The sequence below is a fragment of the Microcoleus sp. T3_B1 genome (assembly GCF_036700445.1).
Classification (GTDB): domain Bacteria; phylum Cyanobacteriota; class Cyanobacteriia; order Cyanobacteriales; family Microcoleaceae; genus Microcoleus.
This window is the reverse complement of sequence record NZ_JAUBOX010000001.1, coordinates 101,648-118,508: the sequence shown is the minus strand read 5'-3', so window position 1 is coordinate 118,508 and position 16,861 is coordinate 101,648. Positions and strand designations below refer to the sequence as shown.

Here is a 16,861-nt window from a genome sequence, read left to right as displayed (position 1 = left end):
TGTACATTTGGCGGATTTGGTAGGGGCGGGTTTCACCGACAATATTTGCCAATAATTGACAATCCATAAAACCCGCCCGAACCGAACCATAAATCATCATGTACCGGGTGCTTGTAGGGGCGGGTTTTACAAACAATAATTGCCTGAAACAAACAATCTCGAAAACCCGCCCGAACCGAACCATAAATCATCATGTACATTTTCCGATGCGATGCAAATTTCGGGTTGACGTAGGTTATCGGTGGTGGGGGGCGGGTTTATCTAGATTGTCGGTAATCGTTAGATATGGTTGGTGAACCCGCCCCTACCAAATCTGGGTAAAGGTATTTTGCAAAAATACCGCGTTTTCCCCCCACAAGCAGTTAAAAATGAGATTTGGGATGAAAATAACAAAATCAGATTTTGTCGATCGCCAAACGGGAAGGCACTTGCTAGATTCCCTGTATGAAAAGTTTGCCAAACCCCAACTAAACGATACTTTTAAACCCAATAATCCTTCAATCTACATTCGGCACGAAGAAGGGCAAGTTATTGATGGAAATTATATCATAAAAAAAGTTTTTGAAGACTCTCGCACTGGTTTTTATGCTGAAAGTCGCGTTCCCATTTCTGGCAATAACCCGCCTGTTTTAGTGATTCGCGGCTACGGTTCTTGGTATCCTTTCGAGCGCGTTTTGGAAGATACGCCCGATGTATTTATGGCAAAACTAGAACGCCAGTTAAAATCGGCGCAAACTGTGGGTGCTATTGATTGGATAAAGCAGCAATTTCACAGCGGGAATCCGCCAGATGTTATCGGAGAAAGTTTGGGCGGCAAAGTTGGTCAGCAAATAGCCGCAAAATACCCGGATTATATTAGATCCACTGTAATTTTTAATTCTTTGGGCGTTTCGGAAAAGTTAGCTAAAACTTCCACCGCTAACAATGTTTTTCACTACTTTACTTTAGGCGAAAGGTATGCTTTCTGGGCAAATGAAGGCGATTACATACCGGGAACGATTTTTGTCATTTCCCAGAAGGGTAACAACTGTTGTTATAAAATCGAAGAGGCGATCGTCCGAATGGCGCGTTTTGAAGGCAAGTTTCTCAAAAGGCGCGCGATTGTGGCAATATTGGCTCAGTGGCTTTTGCTAAACAGACACAATGCGATCGTCCTCAACAAACGGCGGCCAGTAGTCGTTGAGATCGATCGCACTCAATTGCAAATTTTCCGAAAAAAGCGCTTTGTTTAAACTCAGACAGAATGGCTTCAGGCCGCAGATGGCTGATTTTCCCGTGCTGCGACGGCGAGAACCAGACAAAGTGCTGCGATCGCTTTTTCCCATTCTTCCTTTACAGCGGTGGGTTGAACCTCATCAAAGGCGCTAACTAAACGAGGAATCGCTCGTTCTAATGCCTGTCTGGGAATTGATTTGTGCAATTCAACTAAACGAGTTAAACTTTCTTGATTCTTCAAAAAACCGACTACCCATTTCGTAGTATGATCGGGACTCTCAGGGACGTTTTTAATTCCTAGTTCTGTTTGCAACCAGTCGTAAAAAGGTGGCAGCTTTTGAGCTAAAACAGTTCCAGCCGTTGGCAAAGTTTCTTTGAGTAAAGCAGTATCGAGACTTGCGAATAATTGATTAAATTCCGGTGAAGCGAGCAAGCTGGTTAATGGCAGTGAAAGCAGGGCTTCAGAAGCGTCAGGGGATACATTTAAAGTCCGCGAAAATGTTTGCAGCATTGGAAAGTCTCTGGTATTGATGACTTTTTCAGCCTAACAATCACGCGAATCAATGAATATGAGCTACCTCATACAATTCTAGGATTTACTGAACTTACCATGTGAATTAATCCTTTTTTATGTGTAATATTTCACAATTTGAGCGATTCGCTTCATAATTTTGAGTACATTGTACAATTCATTCCCTCGATCGCGCAAATCAAAGGAATTAGATAAACCGTACTGCGGTGTACCTTGATACGTCATTTTAATGAACTGAAAATTCCTGCCGTTGCTTAGCATTCCAAAGGACGCCATGCTAGGATTAGGATTAGCCAGCAGATAAGCTAATATTTGCGCTAATCCTGTTTCTATGGAAATTTGAGCGCTTTTTGACTCGATAACCATTACCCAAAACTGCTGTTTTAAAACCAGGACATCCATCCTACCTCTGATAATTGTCTCGTCTTCGTCTTCAAAGAAAATTTCTACTTCAGGTTCAGCTTTGATATGAAAGGGAGGTAAATAGAAACCTGCAAAATGTAGCAAGGGAGATAAGACCACCATTTTGACGGTAGTTTCTAGCATTGGAGGATACTCGACTAAGTTGAAATAGCTAGCTTTCACTTGATCGAGAAATTGTTTTTCAAATTCGCTGATTTCGGGTAATTCGTCAATCCATTCACGAAAAAATTGGTCGTCATCAACGAGTTGGATATTAAATTTTTCCCTTAAGTAGGAGAGAGTAACTTCTCTAGCTTGGATTGTTGCCGTCATAGTTTTTGATGATTATTCCTAATCTTAACTACATTATACAACATACAATTCATTTCCTCGATCGCCCAAATCTAATTTCAACCGGGCTGTACATATCTGCGTGCATCTGCGGTAAAAAAAAATCCCTTAAATATTTACACAAATTCTCCCTTAGCAACCATCACCACCTTACCACCCACCAAAACTGCTATTTCCCCTTCATTTTTGGCGGATTGTAACAACAGCAAAGAAGGTCGATCGATTTCATAACCCTGCTCTACTCTGACATCAATCTTTGTTTCCCCATAATAAGCGTATTCTACCAAATATCCCGCCAAACAGCCGTTAGCACTGCCAGTCGCCGGATCTTCTGGAATTCCTAATGAATGGGCAAAAACTCGCACGCTTAAATCATTAATGTCGCTGTAGGTTTCTGGGCAAAATATCAAAATTTCTTTTGCTGCCATTGTATCAACTAGCTCAAAATATTTATCTAAATTGACTTGAGCTTTTTTGAGCGATGCGAGGGTTTTTAATGGGACAATTATAAACGGTACTCCCGTAGAAACTTCTTGAATTGGGAAGTTTGGATCAATTTCATCTGGTTCTAAATTCAGGACATTTGCCAGACTTGCGGCTGATAAAACTTGACCAAAACTAGGCGGGTTTTGTCGCATCCACAAAATATCTGCCGCTTCATTGTGATAATTAAAAGTAACGGGAATTTGACCGACGGCTAAATTGAGAATTACTCGATCGACCTTTTCGCGAATAATCTCTTGCTGCAACACAAACGCAGTGCCCAAAGTCGGATGACCGGCAAAGGGCAATTCCTTCTTGGGCGTGAATATCCGCACGTCATAGCCGCCATCTCGCGGATCGGGCGATCGAATAAACGTAGTTTCTGAATAATTGATTTCCCTCGCTATCTGTAGCATTTGAGCCTCAGATAGTTCGGCAACTCCTGCACCGCAAAATACAGCTAGTTGATTGCCAGCATATTTTGACTCCGCAAACACGTCAACTATATAAAAATTCACATTTCCCTCGTTCAACAGTAGTTTGTGTTTCTTGTTACCAGGCTCTGCCTGGTAACAGAGATCCAGAGGCTCCGCCTCGCTACTTCAAACAGCGAATTGCCTCCAACATTCCCCTGGCTTTATTCAGCGTTTCTTCGTACTCCATATCCGGGTTAGAATCAGCTACCAAACCAGCACCTGCTTGCACAGAAACCGAATGTTTATCGCCTCCTTGAGAGCGAACAACCATAGTCCGAATTGCGATCGCACTATTCAACTGTCCCTCAAAATCATAATACCCGTAAACCCCAGAATAGGGCCCCCGGCGACAACCTTCCAACTCGTGCACAATCTCCATCGCCCGAATCTTCGGAGCACCGCTAACCGTACCCGCAGGAAAACCAGCTTTCAACAAATCCCAAGCTGTCTTATCCTGGGCCAACTCTCCCACCACATTGCTCACAATGTGCATGACGTGAGAATAACGCTCAATTTCCATTAATTCGTCAACTTTTACAGTACCGTTTCGGCAAACTCTTCCTAAATCGTTCCTACCCAAATCAACTAACATGACGTGTTCCGCAATTTCCTTCGGATCTTGCAGCAATTCAGCAGCCAAAGCATCATCTTCTTGAGGAGTTTTACCCCGGCGGCGAGTGCCGGCGATTGGTCGCAAAGTTGCTATCTTTTTGCCATCAGCAGTGTTTTCCGCCTTCACCATAATTTCGGGACTCGAACCGATAATCTGCCAATCTCTGAAATGAAAATAAGCCATGTACGGAGAAGGATTAATCAGACGCAAAGAACGGTAAAGTGCAAAAGAATCGCCACTGTATTCAGCCTCTAGTCGCTGCGAAATAACTACTTGAAAAATATCTCCTGCTTTGATATAATCCTTCGCCTTTAAAACATTGGCACAATACTTTTCACGGGTAATATTGCTAGTGTAAGCCAATTCTGTATTTCCGGTTGTGGAACGGGCATCTTGCCCGTCCTTATCTCTTGTGGAACGGGCATCTTGCCCGTCCTTATCTCTTGTGGAACGGGCATCTTGCCCGTTATTGGGAGGTGTCCATTCTATGAGAGTAGATTGCCGGGAAAGTGGCGATTGCAGCTTCTCAACTAACTTACCAACGCGATCGCACGCTTGCTGATAAGCCTGGGCCAAATCAACGCCAACCTCGCGCAAATCCGCATAGGCGACGACCCAAATTTTCCGCTTCACCTGGTCGAAAATCAGCAAATTATCAACCTGCATCCACAATCCATCCGGCAAATCATTCTCGCTGGCTGGATGCACGGGAACTCGCGGTTCTATCCACTTAATTAACTCGTAACCCCAAAAACCGAATAGCCCGCCAATTCCCGGCGGCAACTGCGGCAATTTCACCGGTTGATAAGACTCCAAACATTCAGTTAAAGCTACAAACGGATCGCCCGTAAATACTTTTTCGGAACCGTCACGGTAAACTTGAGTTGTGCGAGATCCCCTTGCCTCCAAAATCCACAACGGATCGCACCCTAAGAAACTATAACGCCCAAGTTTTTCCCCACCTTCGACAGACTCCAGCAGAAAACTGTAAGGTTGACCCGCACAAACCCGATACCACGCAGACACCGGCGTATCCAAATCAGCAACCCATTCTTGATACACGGGTACAAAATTGCCTTGTTTCGCCAGTTCCGAAAATTGTGAGAAATCGGGAAATATCATATACTAACTTCGCTATACAATCAATAAACAAAAGACGGAAACCAACATCCCTCCGGCGACCGATACTCGCCAACTGCCATCACCGCCATCGGCTTGAGGGCGCGCAGCCCCTCTTCCAAGCACCAGCGAAACAAACTTGGGTACCTCAGCGGCAAGTGAAAAGAAAGCAATTCTTCGGAATTGTACGCAGCAGCCCCCAAGAGCAAAGCCTGCATATCGGCTTCAGTTTCCGCGACGCTGTGGCTCAAAGCCGACACCGCACAAGTATAAGCCACAATCCGACCTTGTTTGCAAGCAACCCAAGGAGAAAAGAAAGTCAGGGCGTCTTCAATCTCCGAAGTTCGATCGCACCCGCACAGTTTTTCGCACAAAGCAGCACATTCACCAACATCCTCACTAGCCATCGGGCGCACCTCAAACCCATGCGGAGGCTGGCTGCGAAACTTCCCTGCCATTAACACGAAAGGTTCCTTCACCTCAAAACCCAAAGAAGCGTACAGCGACAGCGAGGCCATATTAAAAGATTCCTGAACCAAACGGATGCCCACAGCGTCCTGTCCCCGTTCCAGCAAAGCTTTCAGGATTTCCCGTCCCGTGCCGCGACCTTGAAAAGTTCGATCGACACTGACGGGCCCGATACCGCGAATCGGGTTGCGTTCGTCCATAAACCCGCAGCCGACAACCGCACCGGAACTCTCGGCTACTATGCCAAAAAACAACGGACTTTCGATCCGAAGACCAATAATTTCAGTTGAAAACTCCAGCGTCGGAAAATCTGTAGGGAATTGATGGCGATCGGAAATACATTTAAAAGCTTCATAATTAATGCGAGCGCAAACATCGATATCAGAAGGCTGCGCTCGCCTGATTGCGAGATTCATTTTTAATTTAACATTAACTTTTAATAAGATTAGAAGTTTGCAGTAGTATTTTGGCGCTGCGGGCTTAGCCTCCCGCGCCAGAATACTACTGCAAAAACAAGTTTACAAGCTGAGCCTTACAGGGAATATTACCTATGTTTTGCTCAGCCATGCACTCATCGTCTAAGGATCGAAAGTCTTCTTACCTGTGAACTTGAGCGTAGCCGGATTTGGATTGCTGCCAATATTGCGGTCAATCTTACCGTTGTAGGGACGACCTTCGTTCACCTTCTCAGGGAACACGCCATCCTTGGGATGCAGGTACTCAGTAGTACCGTCTGGAAACACGCGGTAAATTTTGTAGTTCGTGATTTTGAATTTAGCCCGCAGTTGCTGGCCGCCCAAAGCGATGCACTGCTCCTTCCGGGGCAGATGCAGCAAGTTGTCGCCTTGACGCATAATCGCAGCGCCACCCGTAGGCATTTCAAACACCTGCTCCTTGGGGCTAGTCCAAGTGATAGCGTACTTCTCTTCAACTAGCGCCTTGGTCAGCAAGCCGCCTGTGCTGCCGCCGAAGATTGGGGGTTGTCCAGTAAGTTGTTCGGCCATAGATATATCCAAAGGATTTTTACGGCATCGTATCATCGAGACTGCACGCTGTTCTCGAAATTGTAAGGAAAATTAACAGTTTTTTGGCGATCGATCTTTTCTGATAACTGATAATTAGTAATTAATAATTCATAATTGGTAATTTCCACCCAAGTTAGAAAACAAAATTAGGCAGCACGAATTCCGAAAAAATAATCAAAAAAAAACAGCAATTATTCTGGTGCTTGTGGGGCACCTGAATAATCGCACATTCCCCCAAATTACCCCCACACACGATCGCACAATTTACCGCGTCAACCCTAAGTCAAGAACGAATTAGGGTCATAGCCGCGCGGAATTTGGCTCAAAGCAGTCCAAGTTTCCTGATTGACAATCCCGTCAGCCTCAATCCCAAAGCTTTTTTGAAATGCGCGAACAGCTTTGTCCGTCAAAGTAGACAAGTCGCCGTCAACTTTACCGCCATAATGCTGGGAAATTTTGAGAACTTCCTGAACAGTAGCGACTGCTTGCCCAGAACTGCCCAATCTGAGTACCGGCATATTAACTGGAGCTCCAGTATAAAGCGCCTGCCAAGTCAGTGGCCCGACAATGCCGTCGGGCGACAAGAAAACCCGAAACTGAAACAGCTTCACAGAAAATTCAACGGCTTTGTTAAAAATTCCTTTAGCAGGCTGCCGGTAAAGGTGCAACTTGGTTAGCAGTTGTTCGAGTTCCAATACCGCTTTACCTTGAGAACCTAATTGTAGTTGTGGCTGTTTGGCCATAGGTTGAGTAGATTTCATCTGGGTTGTAGGTGACATAATCGATTTTGCTAACCTCTAGGTTTGAGTATTCTTCTGGAAAAAAACTTTTTCCGGGCCAAACATTTGCATTTTCAACTTTCCACGAATCAACACTGGCCTCGGCAGTGCCTCAACAGATTCGATCGACTTTTACCATGTCACGGCTTGTGCAGGGCAGACTTATACCAATTTAGATTTTAGATTTTAGATTTTAGATTCGGCAGGACTGATTACGATCGGGGTTTGCAGCTTACCTACAGTTGGATTCTTATTTTAAACTGCTATTAATTTTCGGCAGCGTCCCTAGGTATTCTGTCGCCAAACCGGGTTTAAGACGGTAAGCGCATCCTGAATCTGCTTTGATACTTTCTATTTTAAAGCTGAACACCGCTCCCGCCACATCACCTTTAAGGCCGATCTCACAGGGTGAGGATTGAGGGTGATATCCTTTCCGTTTACATCGGAATTATTCATCTCTCTCTTCTCTTTCTCTGCGAGCTCTGCGTTCTCTGTGGTTAAATCATTCCGATGCAATCGGCATTAATATTAGTCGTTAAGTCCGACAGGGGTTGAAACAAGATCCTCATAGCTCAAGTCGTCTCAAGACGACTGTAGATTAGTATTTGATATCAAGTCCGGCGTAAATAGCCCCTCATATCAAATTTGTTAGCAGCCGATTTGATATCATGCCAGCGCAGCCGGATTTGATATAACTCGATCGATACTTGCGCGCTCAGACGCCCACAAACCCGGTTTTTTACAGTAGATTCCCCAGGTAAATGTAGATCGCGATCGACCGGGTTTCGAGCAACAGAATCAGTAATGATGCGATAACTGTAAAGAAACCCGGTTAGGAGTGTGTACTTCATAAACCTGGAATACGCTGTATCAATTGAGTCTAAACAGTGGGAATAGTAAAGTGAAATTCACTTCCTCGGTCTTTTCCTGCGGAATCTACCCAAATTTTACCGCCCCAGCCGGCAACAATCTGTTTGCAAATTGCCAATCCCAAACCGGTACCGCCGGTGCTGCGGCGCAAAGCTCCTTCTTCTTGATAAAATCGATCGAACACTACTTTTAAACTGTTCGCCTCTATTCCCCTCCCCGTATCGGCTACCAGCACTTCCACCATCCGAGAACCGTTGCTTTTGGCTCTTATGGTCACGCTTCCTTGAGGTGTGGTGAATTTGCAAGCGTTGTCTAGCAGTTTGGAGAGCACCTCCACCAACCACTCTCCGTCAGCTTGCACTAAAGGCAATTCTGCGGACACTTCGGCGATAATTTCCGGTAACTGTCGATCGACCGTGCGCGAGCGCACGCTGCTGAGGGCTAAATCCACGCATTCTTGCAGCGTCAGCGATTCTACATTCCATTGGACTCGCCCGCTTTCTAAGTGAGAAAGAGTTAAGAAATCCTGCACGAGTTTCCGCATTCGATCGGCATCGCCGAGGGCAGTTTCTAACATGATTTGCCGCAATTCTGCAGGCATATCTGGTTCCGAGTTCAAACTTTCCAAACACACTTGAATCGTAGAAAGTGGAGTGCGAAGTTCGTGTCCGGTGATGGCAATTAGATTGCTGCGAGTGCGGTCTAATGCTTCTAATTGTTGGTTTAGTTCTTCTAAATGAGCGTAGGTTTCTGCTTGAATTAATGCTGCTCCGAGTTGGGTGGCGATCGCCTCTACTAAAGCAATTTCGTCTTCTTCCCAAGCCAAAGTCGATCGGCACTGGTGCATTTCCACCATTCCCAAAACCCGCCCATGATAAAGCACTGGCACCATTAACCAAGAGACAATTTGCCAATTTTTTACAATTTTTTCCAGGAATTTTGTATTGACAATTAGGGGGTGTTGTGATGTGTCTTGGATGTAAACTCGCTCTTGCCGCGCCACCGCCTCAATCCATATTTGATTTTCCTGCAACAGCCAAGTCTGATCCAGCATGGAACTAGCGCCGGGAGCCAAAAACTCGCGATCGATTTTGACCGCCACATCTGCGGTCTTGCACCGATAAATCAAACATCGGCTTGCTGACAGGACAGTTCCCAGTTCTTGAACTGCAACTTCGACGATTTCTTGTGGGTTGAGAGACTGCCGCATTGCCGTTGTAATTAAGTTTACCAGGCGTTCTTTGCGTTCCTGGGCGGCGATGGCGGCGTATGCTTTGAGCAGTTTGTGCTGGCCTGCTTGCAAGTAGGTGACTAAGCGTTCGGTAAAAGCATCGCTCAATTTTGGATGGGGAATTTTTGAGCTTTTTGCCGTACTTTTGTCGGGTTTGGCGGCTTTGGCAGTGGCGGATTTCCTCGTTTTTTTCGGTGTTTTGAGCTTGTAAGTAGTTCGCGCTCGATCGATCTTTTCCGCCAATTCCGGGCGATAATTGACAATTCTATCGAGCAACAATGCGGCCGCTTTGGAGCTGACCTCGCGATCGAACGTCCAAATTCCTTCAAATCTGCGAGCTTGATCCATCACCAGTGGCCCGCGATCGTCCTGGTTGTCGATCGGCACAATTTTTTCTTGACAAATCAGGCAAGTTGAGTAGTGTTCCCCCAGTACCACTAAGTGCCACTCTTTACTTAATCCGTCCTCCGGTGCAAACGCCACAGTTTCGTGACACTCCGAAGAATTTTTAAACTCAGTTTCCGGTGCTGCCAGCACATATACCTGAGAGGATCGTGAGGCAATTCGCCGGTAACGGTGAGCTTCCTGGCGGTAGAAGCGCTCTCGCTGAAAGCTTGCAATGACTAGGGGTTCGTCGTCGGAACCCGCCAAAACTAAGTCTTCCATAGCGTGAGACAGGGCTGTCATGGAAGATTTGAAATAAATTTGTGCCCGCAGTTGGGGCAAAGCTTGCAGAAGTTCTGCCAGTAGCGAAATAGGGACGATCATCTAGCTTTAAACGTGCATTTTTGCCGATGACAAAACAGGAGCGATAGGAGCTTTAGAGCGCTCCTTCTTCAGTATCTGATAGATTTACAGCACTTGTTGACACTCTCCGCCCTATAAGCGCGAAGATTCTTAACTCGTAGGGAGTCCAACGACTTTGCCCTCCGGGAAGCATCTTGACGGTATGTCCTACCGCTGCAAGTCCTCGTCGTAGAACTACTTGGGCGGAGGCAACATCTCTATCAGTTGTATACCCGCAGCTATTACATTTGTGGATACGTTCTGACAAATCTTTTTTACCTGTCTCCACTCCACAGTTAGGGCAAATTTGACTTGTTTTTCTAGAGTCAACTTCCCTGAAAAAGACTCCACGCTTAAAACAACACTGTTTCAGAATATTGAAGAATTGTCCCCAAGCCGCATCTAGGCAGTGCTTGGCTAACATTCCCGCAGCTAGAGCTTTGCAATTTAAGTCTTCAACAAATATCATTCCTGCCTCATTGCAAAGCAAGTGAGCAGTACGCCAATGAAAGTTCTTGCGGGTGTTGCTTATATGTTCATGGAGTTTTGCCACTTTCGTTTGAGCTTTACGCCAATTATTTGACCCAAGTTTCTTTCTGTTGACTCTTTGTTGCAGCAATTTAAGCTTGCGTTGAAGGTCTACAAAAAACCTCGGTCTTGGTAGTGTTAGCCCAGATGATGTAGCGAGAAAACTGATTAATCCTACGTCGATTCCTACTGCTTCTCCTGATGGTGTTGCTTGAGGTACAGATACACCCCATTGCAAACTAAGCATCACGTACCAACCGCTAGCTCGTTTAACAATTCGAGCTTGTTTCACCAAGGCATCACCAGGTATCTCCCTTGATTGTCGGAACTTAACCCAACCTATTTTAGGTAGGTTAATCATGCCGTTTTTCAAAGGCGATTTCCCCAGTTGTGGAAAAACAAAAGATTTACAGCGACCAGGCTTCTTGTACCGAGGAAAGCCAAAGTTTCTCTCCCACATTGAAACAAAAGCTTGTTCTAACCGTTTAAGTGTTTGTTGTAGAACTTGCGATTGAACTACCCTCAAAGCGGGGATTTTTTCTTTTGCTGCTGTTAAACTTTTGCACTGAGAAGCATAAGTAGGACGCTTAGCATCAGCAGGAATAATGTACTCGGAATGTAGGGAACAAGCATTAACCAGGCAACTACGAGACTTATACCAAGCCTTCCGTTCAGCAAGTGCGTAGTTATACACCCGCCGACACTGTTCTAGCCAGTCTTCAAACAGTGAAACTTGGCTGACGGTAGGTTTGAGCTTAAACTCGTAGGTTAGAGAAAACACTTGTAGTACCTCCTTGTCTCAGTATTGTACCATACTGTTACAAAGGGACAACACGATTGATAAGAAAAAAGCCGCCCTAGAAGGGCAGGGCTTTAAACCCATTTTCTCGGTAAGTAAAGTACAAAGAAATCGGTTTCGCTCTCCAGGAGTATCCCGGTGTTCGCCCCAATTCGCTCCGCCGTGCCCGCCAAGATTCCTAGTTTCCCTGTACTTGAGTGTCAAACTATCCTCGCTCTATTGGATATCAGTGCCATAATTATCGCTTTTTGGCGATCGATCTGGTTAATCGGTAATTAAACTTTAAAAAAGCGCAAATAATTAGCCATTCGTTAAAAACTAACGACCAATTATTTTGACGACTGATCCCAAGAAACCCGGTTTTTACCCACCATCTATGAATAAACCGGGCTTCGGACACCTAGCGTGTAAGTCCTATATTTTTTTGAGGCATCGCGCGGGAGCATCTCACCTTTGCGGCCAAGCTAGAAATTGGAGTTTTGAGGCAGGAGGCAGGAGGCAGGAGGCAGAAGGAAAGAGGAAGAAGGAAGGAGCCACAAGAAGGAAGGAGCCAGAAGAAGTATTTTTACAAATATGAGATGCTCCCCATCGCGCCTGAGTATAAATGCTGCGGCTGTGGTTGTATCAGGCTAGTTCGCCCCCTTCGTCGCTGCCGCCCGGAGATGATTTGTAGAGAGCATCTAATTGTTCGCGGGCGTCTTGGACAGTCAGCGAACGCATCACTAACAGCGGCTCATTGACAACATTTCCGTGTTCGTCTAAAAGTTCTGGATGTGGTACAGATTGAGAGCGAGGATAGGATGCGTAGGGATTATTTGCCCTGAACTGTTGAGGGCGCTGGGATTCCATACCAACGGTGACTAGACTGCGGATTAAGTTACCGACTGCCAGAAAGGCAAGAACGGTAAAAGCTAAAATATAAAGCAGGTGCAACATTATCTTCTCCTCCGGGCTAAACAGCCACACAGCAATTTACAAAAGTGTTTCAGCAAGTATTGACACTCCCGGCCGTAAACGCGGGGATTCTTGGTTCACTGACATACCTTTAAACTATTCATCCCTTCGGCAATATTTAAACCAAAAACCCGTCCAATTGAACGAAGCTTCGAGCCTAATTTGAATAGTCCCAGAGGGCTTGTCTCCCCAAGCGTTAAGGGCTCATTCCCTTTGTTCCCGTATGCCCTACGGTACATCTAACTACTAAGATTTTGAGTTTTCTGGTATGGGTGCGCGATGGCTACCCTAGCTATGTTTTTGTGGTTTTCGCCACCCACGAGACATTATTGTTTCCTAGCCAGTCATTTTGGGGTTGGTTATCCATTCGATGCTCGCGGTTATTCTACCTGTATCTCTTTGTAGTATAGGGTACTATTTGGGAAACTTTTAGAACTTTTTGGAAATAAAGCCTTCCTAAAAGGACGGGGTTTTAAACCCAATTTTCTGATAACTTATTAACTGGAAATCTGTTTGAGGTTGTCAAGTCAGCCGCCACATTTCCCAAGATTGCGGATTTGACTGCAAGTTGAACTTGAACTCGCTTCCTTATTTTCCAGGGGGAGCTGACTGCAATGAGCGAAAGCGCGCCGATACTTGCCAGCATTCGGCGAGCAGTCTGTGCCACGGCATCAGTGCTGCTGTTTCAATCCCAACTTGACCTCCGGTTGCTTGAAATAGAGCTTTAGCCGCGCCTACTTCTTGCTGAGCCTGTTTGACTCGCGCCAGCAAGTCCGATTGATCTTCGTCGCCCAGAAAGGGAATTTCCTCACTTTCTAAGAGTTTTGCCGATCGGTCGAACCAGTAAGTGAAATCCTCTAAGAGCGGTTCCAGTAACGCTTTGAGCAATTCTGGCTCTGGCAAGTTGGAATTAAGCATGGATCAAAATTGGGTTATTTATCTATTATAGTCTTAGACGGTCTTTACAAATTGTAACATAATTTTAACAAAAATTCAAGGGTTTCACAACAATTAGTAGGTGGGTGTGAATAAATTTAATGGTGTCAGCAGCGATTTTTGAGTCGAAATCCCCAAATTGTGCAATATCGGCTCAGACTCGCTAGCAATAGCTCATAGCAGAAGGAAGTTCGGCAAGGGATTCGCTTTCTTCGGATGTAACGGATGTAACTGAGATGTTGCACCATTCTCAATAAGCTTTTTAGGAACAGGCAAGATGCCTGTTCCACAAGAAAATTCACTCTTTGTGGAACAGGCCGGAAAGCCTGTTCTTGACAATGGTGCAAGATGTGAGATGTAACGGATGAAAGGAAGAAGAAAGAAAAAAACTATGCCCAATGCCCAATGCCCAATGCCCCATGCCCAGAATGACCTAATTTCCCAGGGTGTCCCCCAACCTGAAGTCGTCGCTTGCTGTCCCAATCTGAGTAATATAGAAGCAACTGCCACTAAATTAATTGCTAATTCAGCCGATGTCTAGCTCAGAATCCATGTCCCCTCCAGAAGAGTCCGTTAAGATTGAGTTGCCCCGCACGAGTGAGTCGGAGGCACTAAAAAAAATTCGCCACACCACCTCCCACGTTATGGCGATGGCGGTGCAGAAGTTATTTCCCAAGGCGCAAGTGACCATTGGCCCTTGGATTGAAAACGGTTTCTATTATGACTTTGACACTCCCGAACCTTTTACGGAACAGGATTTAAAAGCCATTAAAAAAGAGATGATCAAAATCATCAACCGTAAATTGCCTGTAATTCGGGAAGAAGTCAGCCGCGAGGAAGCCGAACGCAGAATTAAGGAGATTAACGAACCTTACAAATTAGAAATTTTAGAAGGTTTGATCGAACCAATTACTCTTTACCATGTGGGCGAGGAATGGTGGGATTTGTGCGCCGGGCCTCACTTAGAAAATACCAGTGAGTTGAATCCAAAGGCGATCGAGCTAGAAAGCCTAGCAGGCGCGTACTGGCGCGGCGATGAAACCAAAGCTCAGTTACAGCGCATTTACGGCACTGCTTGGGAAACTCCCGAACAATTAGCAGCATACAAACACCGCAAAGAAGAAGCATTAAGGCGCGATCACCGCAAATTAGGCAAAGAATTAGGCTTGTTTATCTTTGCCGATCCAGTTGGGCCGGGTTTGCCTTTGTGGACGCCGAAAGGCACTGTTTTGAGAAGTATTTTAGAAGATTACTTGAAACAAGAACAAATCAAGCGCGGCTATTTGCAAGTAGTGACTCCGCACATTGCCAGAGTCGATTTGTTCAAAATTTCTGGACACTGGCAGAAATACAAAGAAGATATGTTTCCGCTGATGGCGGAGGATGAGGAAGCGGCAGCAAACGAACAGGGTTTTGTGATGAAACCCATGAATTGCCCTTTTCACATTCAAATTTACAAAAGCGAATTGCGTTCCTATCGCGAATTGCCGATGCGGTTGGCGGAATTCGGCACAGTTTACCGCTACGAACAATCGGGAGAATTGGGCGGTTTAACGCGGGTGCGCGGCTTTACGGTGGATGACTCCCACTTATTTGTTACGCCGGAACAGTTGGATGCTGAATTCTTGAATGTGGTGGATTTGATTCTGTCAGTCTTCAAGAGTCTCCAACTGAAAAACTTTAAGGCGCGTTTGAGTTTCCGCGATCCAAACAATTTAGAGAAATACATCGGTTCCGATGAAGCTTGGGAAAAGGCTCAAGGTGCAATCCGCCGCGCGGTGGAAACTTTGGGAATGAATTATTTTGAGGGAATTGGGGAGGCGGCTTTTTACGGGCCGAAACTCGATTTTATTTTCCAAGATGTCTTGGATAGAGAATGGCAATTAGGAACTGTTCAGGTAGATTATAATTTGCCAGAACGTTTTGATTTGGAATATGTCGCTGAAGACGGCACTCGCAAGCGTCCGGTGATGATTCACCGCGCTCCTTTCGGTTCTTTGGAACGTTTGATCGGGATTTTGATCGAGCAGTATGCGGGCGATTTTCCGCTGTGGTTGGCGCCGATTCAGGTGCGGTTGTTGCCTGTCAGCGCAGAGTTTTTGCCGTTTGCGAAGGAAGTGGCGGCGAAGATGAAGGCGCTAAATATTCGCGCTGAAGCTGATGAGGATAGCGAGCGTTTGGGCAAGTTGATTCGCAATGCTGAGAAGGATAAAATTCCGGTGATGGGTGTTGTGGGTGCGAAGGAAGTTGAGGCGAATAGTTTGAATATTCGGACTCGTGCTTCTGGGGAGTTGGGGGCGATTTCGGTTGATGAAGTGATTGGGAGGTTGCAGGCGGCTATTAGTAGTTATGGCAATTTTTAGGTCATTTTAATCGCAGATGCACGCGGATTAACGCAGATGATATGTTGATATTGTCTGCGTTTTTTTAATTGAGCTGCTAAAATAGTAGTGGTAAAGGGGAAGTACGCTCATGCCTAATCCATTTCCGGGGATGAATCCTTATTTAGAACATCCTGATTTTTGGCCAGAAGTCCATCATTTACTGATTAGTGTGATTAAGGAGTCGTTAACTCCGCAATTGCGCCCGAAATACCGCGTCGCTATTGAAAAGCGAATTTACGAAATCAAAGGTCAAAATTCTCTATTAGTAGCGATTCCTGATGTCTCTATCCAACAGAAACGCCTTCCCGCAAGTGCGATCGCATCTAATGCTGTCGCCGTCGCTTCCCGAACTGTGCAGCCTTTAAAAGTGAGAATCCCAGTGTCGGAAGAATTTAGGGAAGGATATTTAGAAGTAATCGATATGACAACCAAGGAAGTTGTCACGGTTCTTGAAGTGCTTTCGCCTGCAAATAAACGCCGGGGGGAAGGTCGAGAAAAGTATGACAATAAGCGAAATAAAATATTTGATAGCAGTACCCATTTAGTCGAAATAGACTTGTTGCGGGGTGGGGAACCTTTGCCAGTTTTCGGACATTCCCATAAAAGCGACTGCCGCGTTTTAGTCAGCCGCAGCAATCAACGCCCGATCGCAGATTTATACTTATTTAACCTTCCCGATACAATTCCTGCATTTCCCTTGCCTTTGCGTCCCGAAGATGTAGAGCCGGTTCTGGATTTACAGGCGCTGATTAATCAAGTATACGATCGCGCCGGTTATGATTTTGAAATTGATTACACAGCCGATGCAGTGCACCCGCTGTCAGAAACGGATGCTGTTTGGGCCGATTCTCTGTTGCGGGACAGAGGGTTAAGGGGATAATAGAAGTAGGTAAATTAACAGGAGTTAAAT

General features: G+C 45.6%; 15 protein-coding genes. 4 read left to right on the top strand and 11 right to left on the bottom strand.

Features of this window, described 5'->3' with window-relative positions:
• Positions 1-380: 380 nt before the first annotated feature.
• Positions 381-1,232 (top strand): hypothetical protein, encoded by an 852-nt coding sequence (locus QT990_RS00540; RefSeq protein WP_333464778.1) that lies wholly within the window; start codon positions 381-383, stop codon positions 1,230-1,232.
• Between the two features lie 17 nt (positions 1,233-1,249).
• Here QT990_RS00540 and QT990_RS00535 read toward each other — a convergent pair whose 3' ends face one another.
• The 11 genes from QT990_RS00535 to QT990_RS00485 form a co-directional block, all read right to left on the bottom strand.
• Positions 1,250-1,726, bottom strand: coding sequence for a hypothetical protein (locus QT990_RS00535; RefSeq protein WP_333138356.1), 477 nt, complete (start codon positions 1,724-1,726; stop codon positions 1,250-1,252).
• A gap of 117 nt (positions 1,727-1,843) precedes the next feature.
• Positions 1,844-2,482, bottom strand: coding sequence for a restriction endonuclease subunit R (locus tag QT990_RS00530; protein ID WP_333106603.1), 639 nt, complete (start codon positions 2,480-2,482; stop codon positions 1,844-1,846).
• Positions 2,483-2,616: 134 nt separating this feature from the next.
• Positions 2,617-3,501 carry a PhzF family phenazine biosynthesis protein gene (locus tag QT990_RS00525; RefSeq protein WP_333308613.1) on the bottom strand — a complete coding sequence of 295 codons (885 nt, stop codon included), beginning with the start codon at positions 3,499-3,501 and terminating at the stop codon, positions 2,617-2,619.
• A gap of 79 nt (positions 3,502-3,580) precedes the next feature.
• Positions 3,581-5,194 carry an anthranilate synthase component I family protein gene (locus QT990_RS00520; RefSeq protein ID WP_333464777.1) on the bottom strand — a complete coding sequence of 538 codons (1,614 nt, stop codon included), beginning with the start codon at positions 5,192-5,194 and terminating at the stop codon, positions 3,581-3,583.
• 20 nt (positions 5,195-5,214) lie between these two features.
• Positions 5,215-6,075, bottom strand: a complete 861-nt coding sequence (locus tag QT990_RS00515; protein ID WP_333138363.1) for a GNAT family N-acetyltransferase — start codon at positions 6,073-6,075, stop codon at positions 5,215-5,217.
• A 162-nt stretch (positions 6,076-6,237) separates the two neighbouring features.
• Complete coding sequence (locus QT990_RS00510; RefSeq protein ID WP_333106609.1) at positions 6,238-6,663, bottom strand: photosystem I reaction center subunit II PsaD; 426 nt, start codon at positions 6,661-6,663, stop codon at positions 6,238-6,240.
• 299 nt (positions 6,664-6,962) lie between these two features.
• Positions 6,963-7,463: a peptidoglycan-binding protein gene (locus QT990_RS00505; protein WP_333138365.1), complete on the bottom strand. Its 501-nt coding sequence runs from the start codon at positions 7,461-7,463 to the stop codon at positions 6,963-6,965.
• A gap of 880 nt (positions 7,464-8,343) precedes the next feature.
• Complete coding sequence (locus QT990_RS00500) at positions 8,344-10,332, bottom strand: DICT sensory domain-containing protein (protein WP_333138370.1); 1,989 nt, start codon at positions 10,330-10,332, stop codon at positions 8,344-8,346.
• A 52-nt stretch (positions 10,333-10,384) separates the two neighbouring features.
• Positions 10,385-11,659 (bottom strand): transposase, encoded by a 1,275-nt coding sequence (locus QT990_RS00495; RefSeq protein WP_333464776.1) that lies wholly within the window; start codon positions 11,657-11,659, stop codon positions 10,385-10,387.
• A gap of 642 nt (positions 11,660-12,301) precedes the next feature.
• The gene (locus QT990_RS00490; protein WP_333106625.1) at positions 12,302-12,613 is read right to left on the bottom strand and encodes a DUF2973 domain-containing protein; all 312 of its coding nucleotides are present in this window, start codon (positions 12,611-12,613) and stop codon (positions 12,302-12,304) included.
• Between the two features lie 606 nt (positions 12,614-13,219).
• Complete coding sequence (locus QT990_RS00485; protein ID WP_333138376.1) at positions 13,220-13,549, bottom strand: DUF2605 domain-containing protein; 330 nt, start codon at positions 13,547-13,549, stop codon at positions 13,220-13,222.
• Positions 13,550-13,958: 409 nt separating this feature from the next.
• On the opposite strand from QT990_RS00485, the gene QT990_RS00480 reads away from it, so the two are divergent.
• The 3 genes from QT990_RS00480 (at position 13,959) to QT990_RS00470 (ending at position 16,831) form a co-directional block, all read left to right on the top strand.
• Positions 13,959-14,108: a hypothetical protein gene (locus QT990_RS00480; RefSeq protein ID WP_333464775.1), complete on the top strand. Its 150-nt coding sequence runs from the start codon at positions 13,959-13,961 to the stop codon at positions 14,106-14,108.
• Positions 14,101-15,930: a threonine--tRNA ligase gene (gene thrS / locus QT990_RS00475; protein WP_333464774.1), complete on the top strand. Its 1,830-nt coding sequence runs from the start codon at positions 14,101-14,103 to the stop codon at positions 15,928-15,930. Before QT990_RS00480 ends, thrS begins: the two co-directional genes overlap by 8 nt.
• A gap of 109 nt (positions 15,931-16,039) precedes the next feature.
• Positions 16,040-16,831 carry a DUF4058 family protein gene (locus QT990_RS00470; protein WP_333464773.1) on the top strand — a complete coding sequence of 264 codons (792 nt, stop codon included), beginning with the start codon at positions 16,040-16,042 and terminating at the stop codon, positions 16,829-16,831.
• Positions 16,832-16,861: the final 30 nt, after the last annotated feature.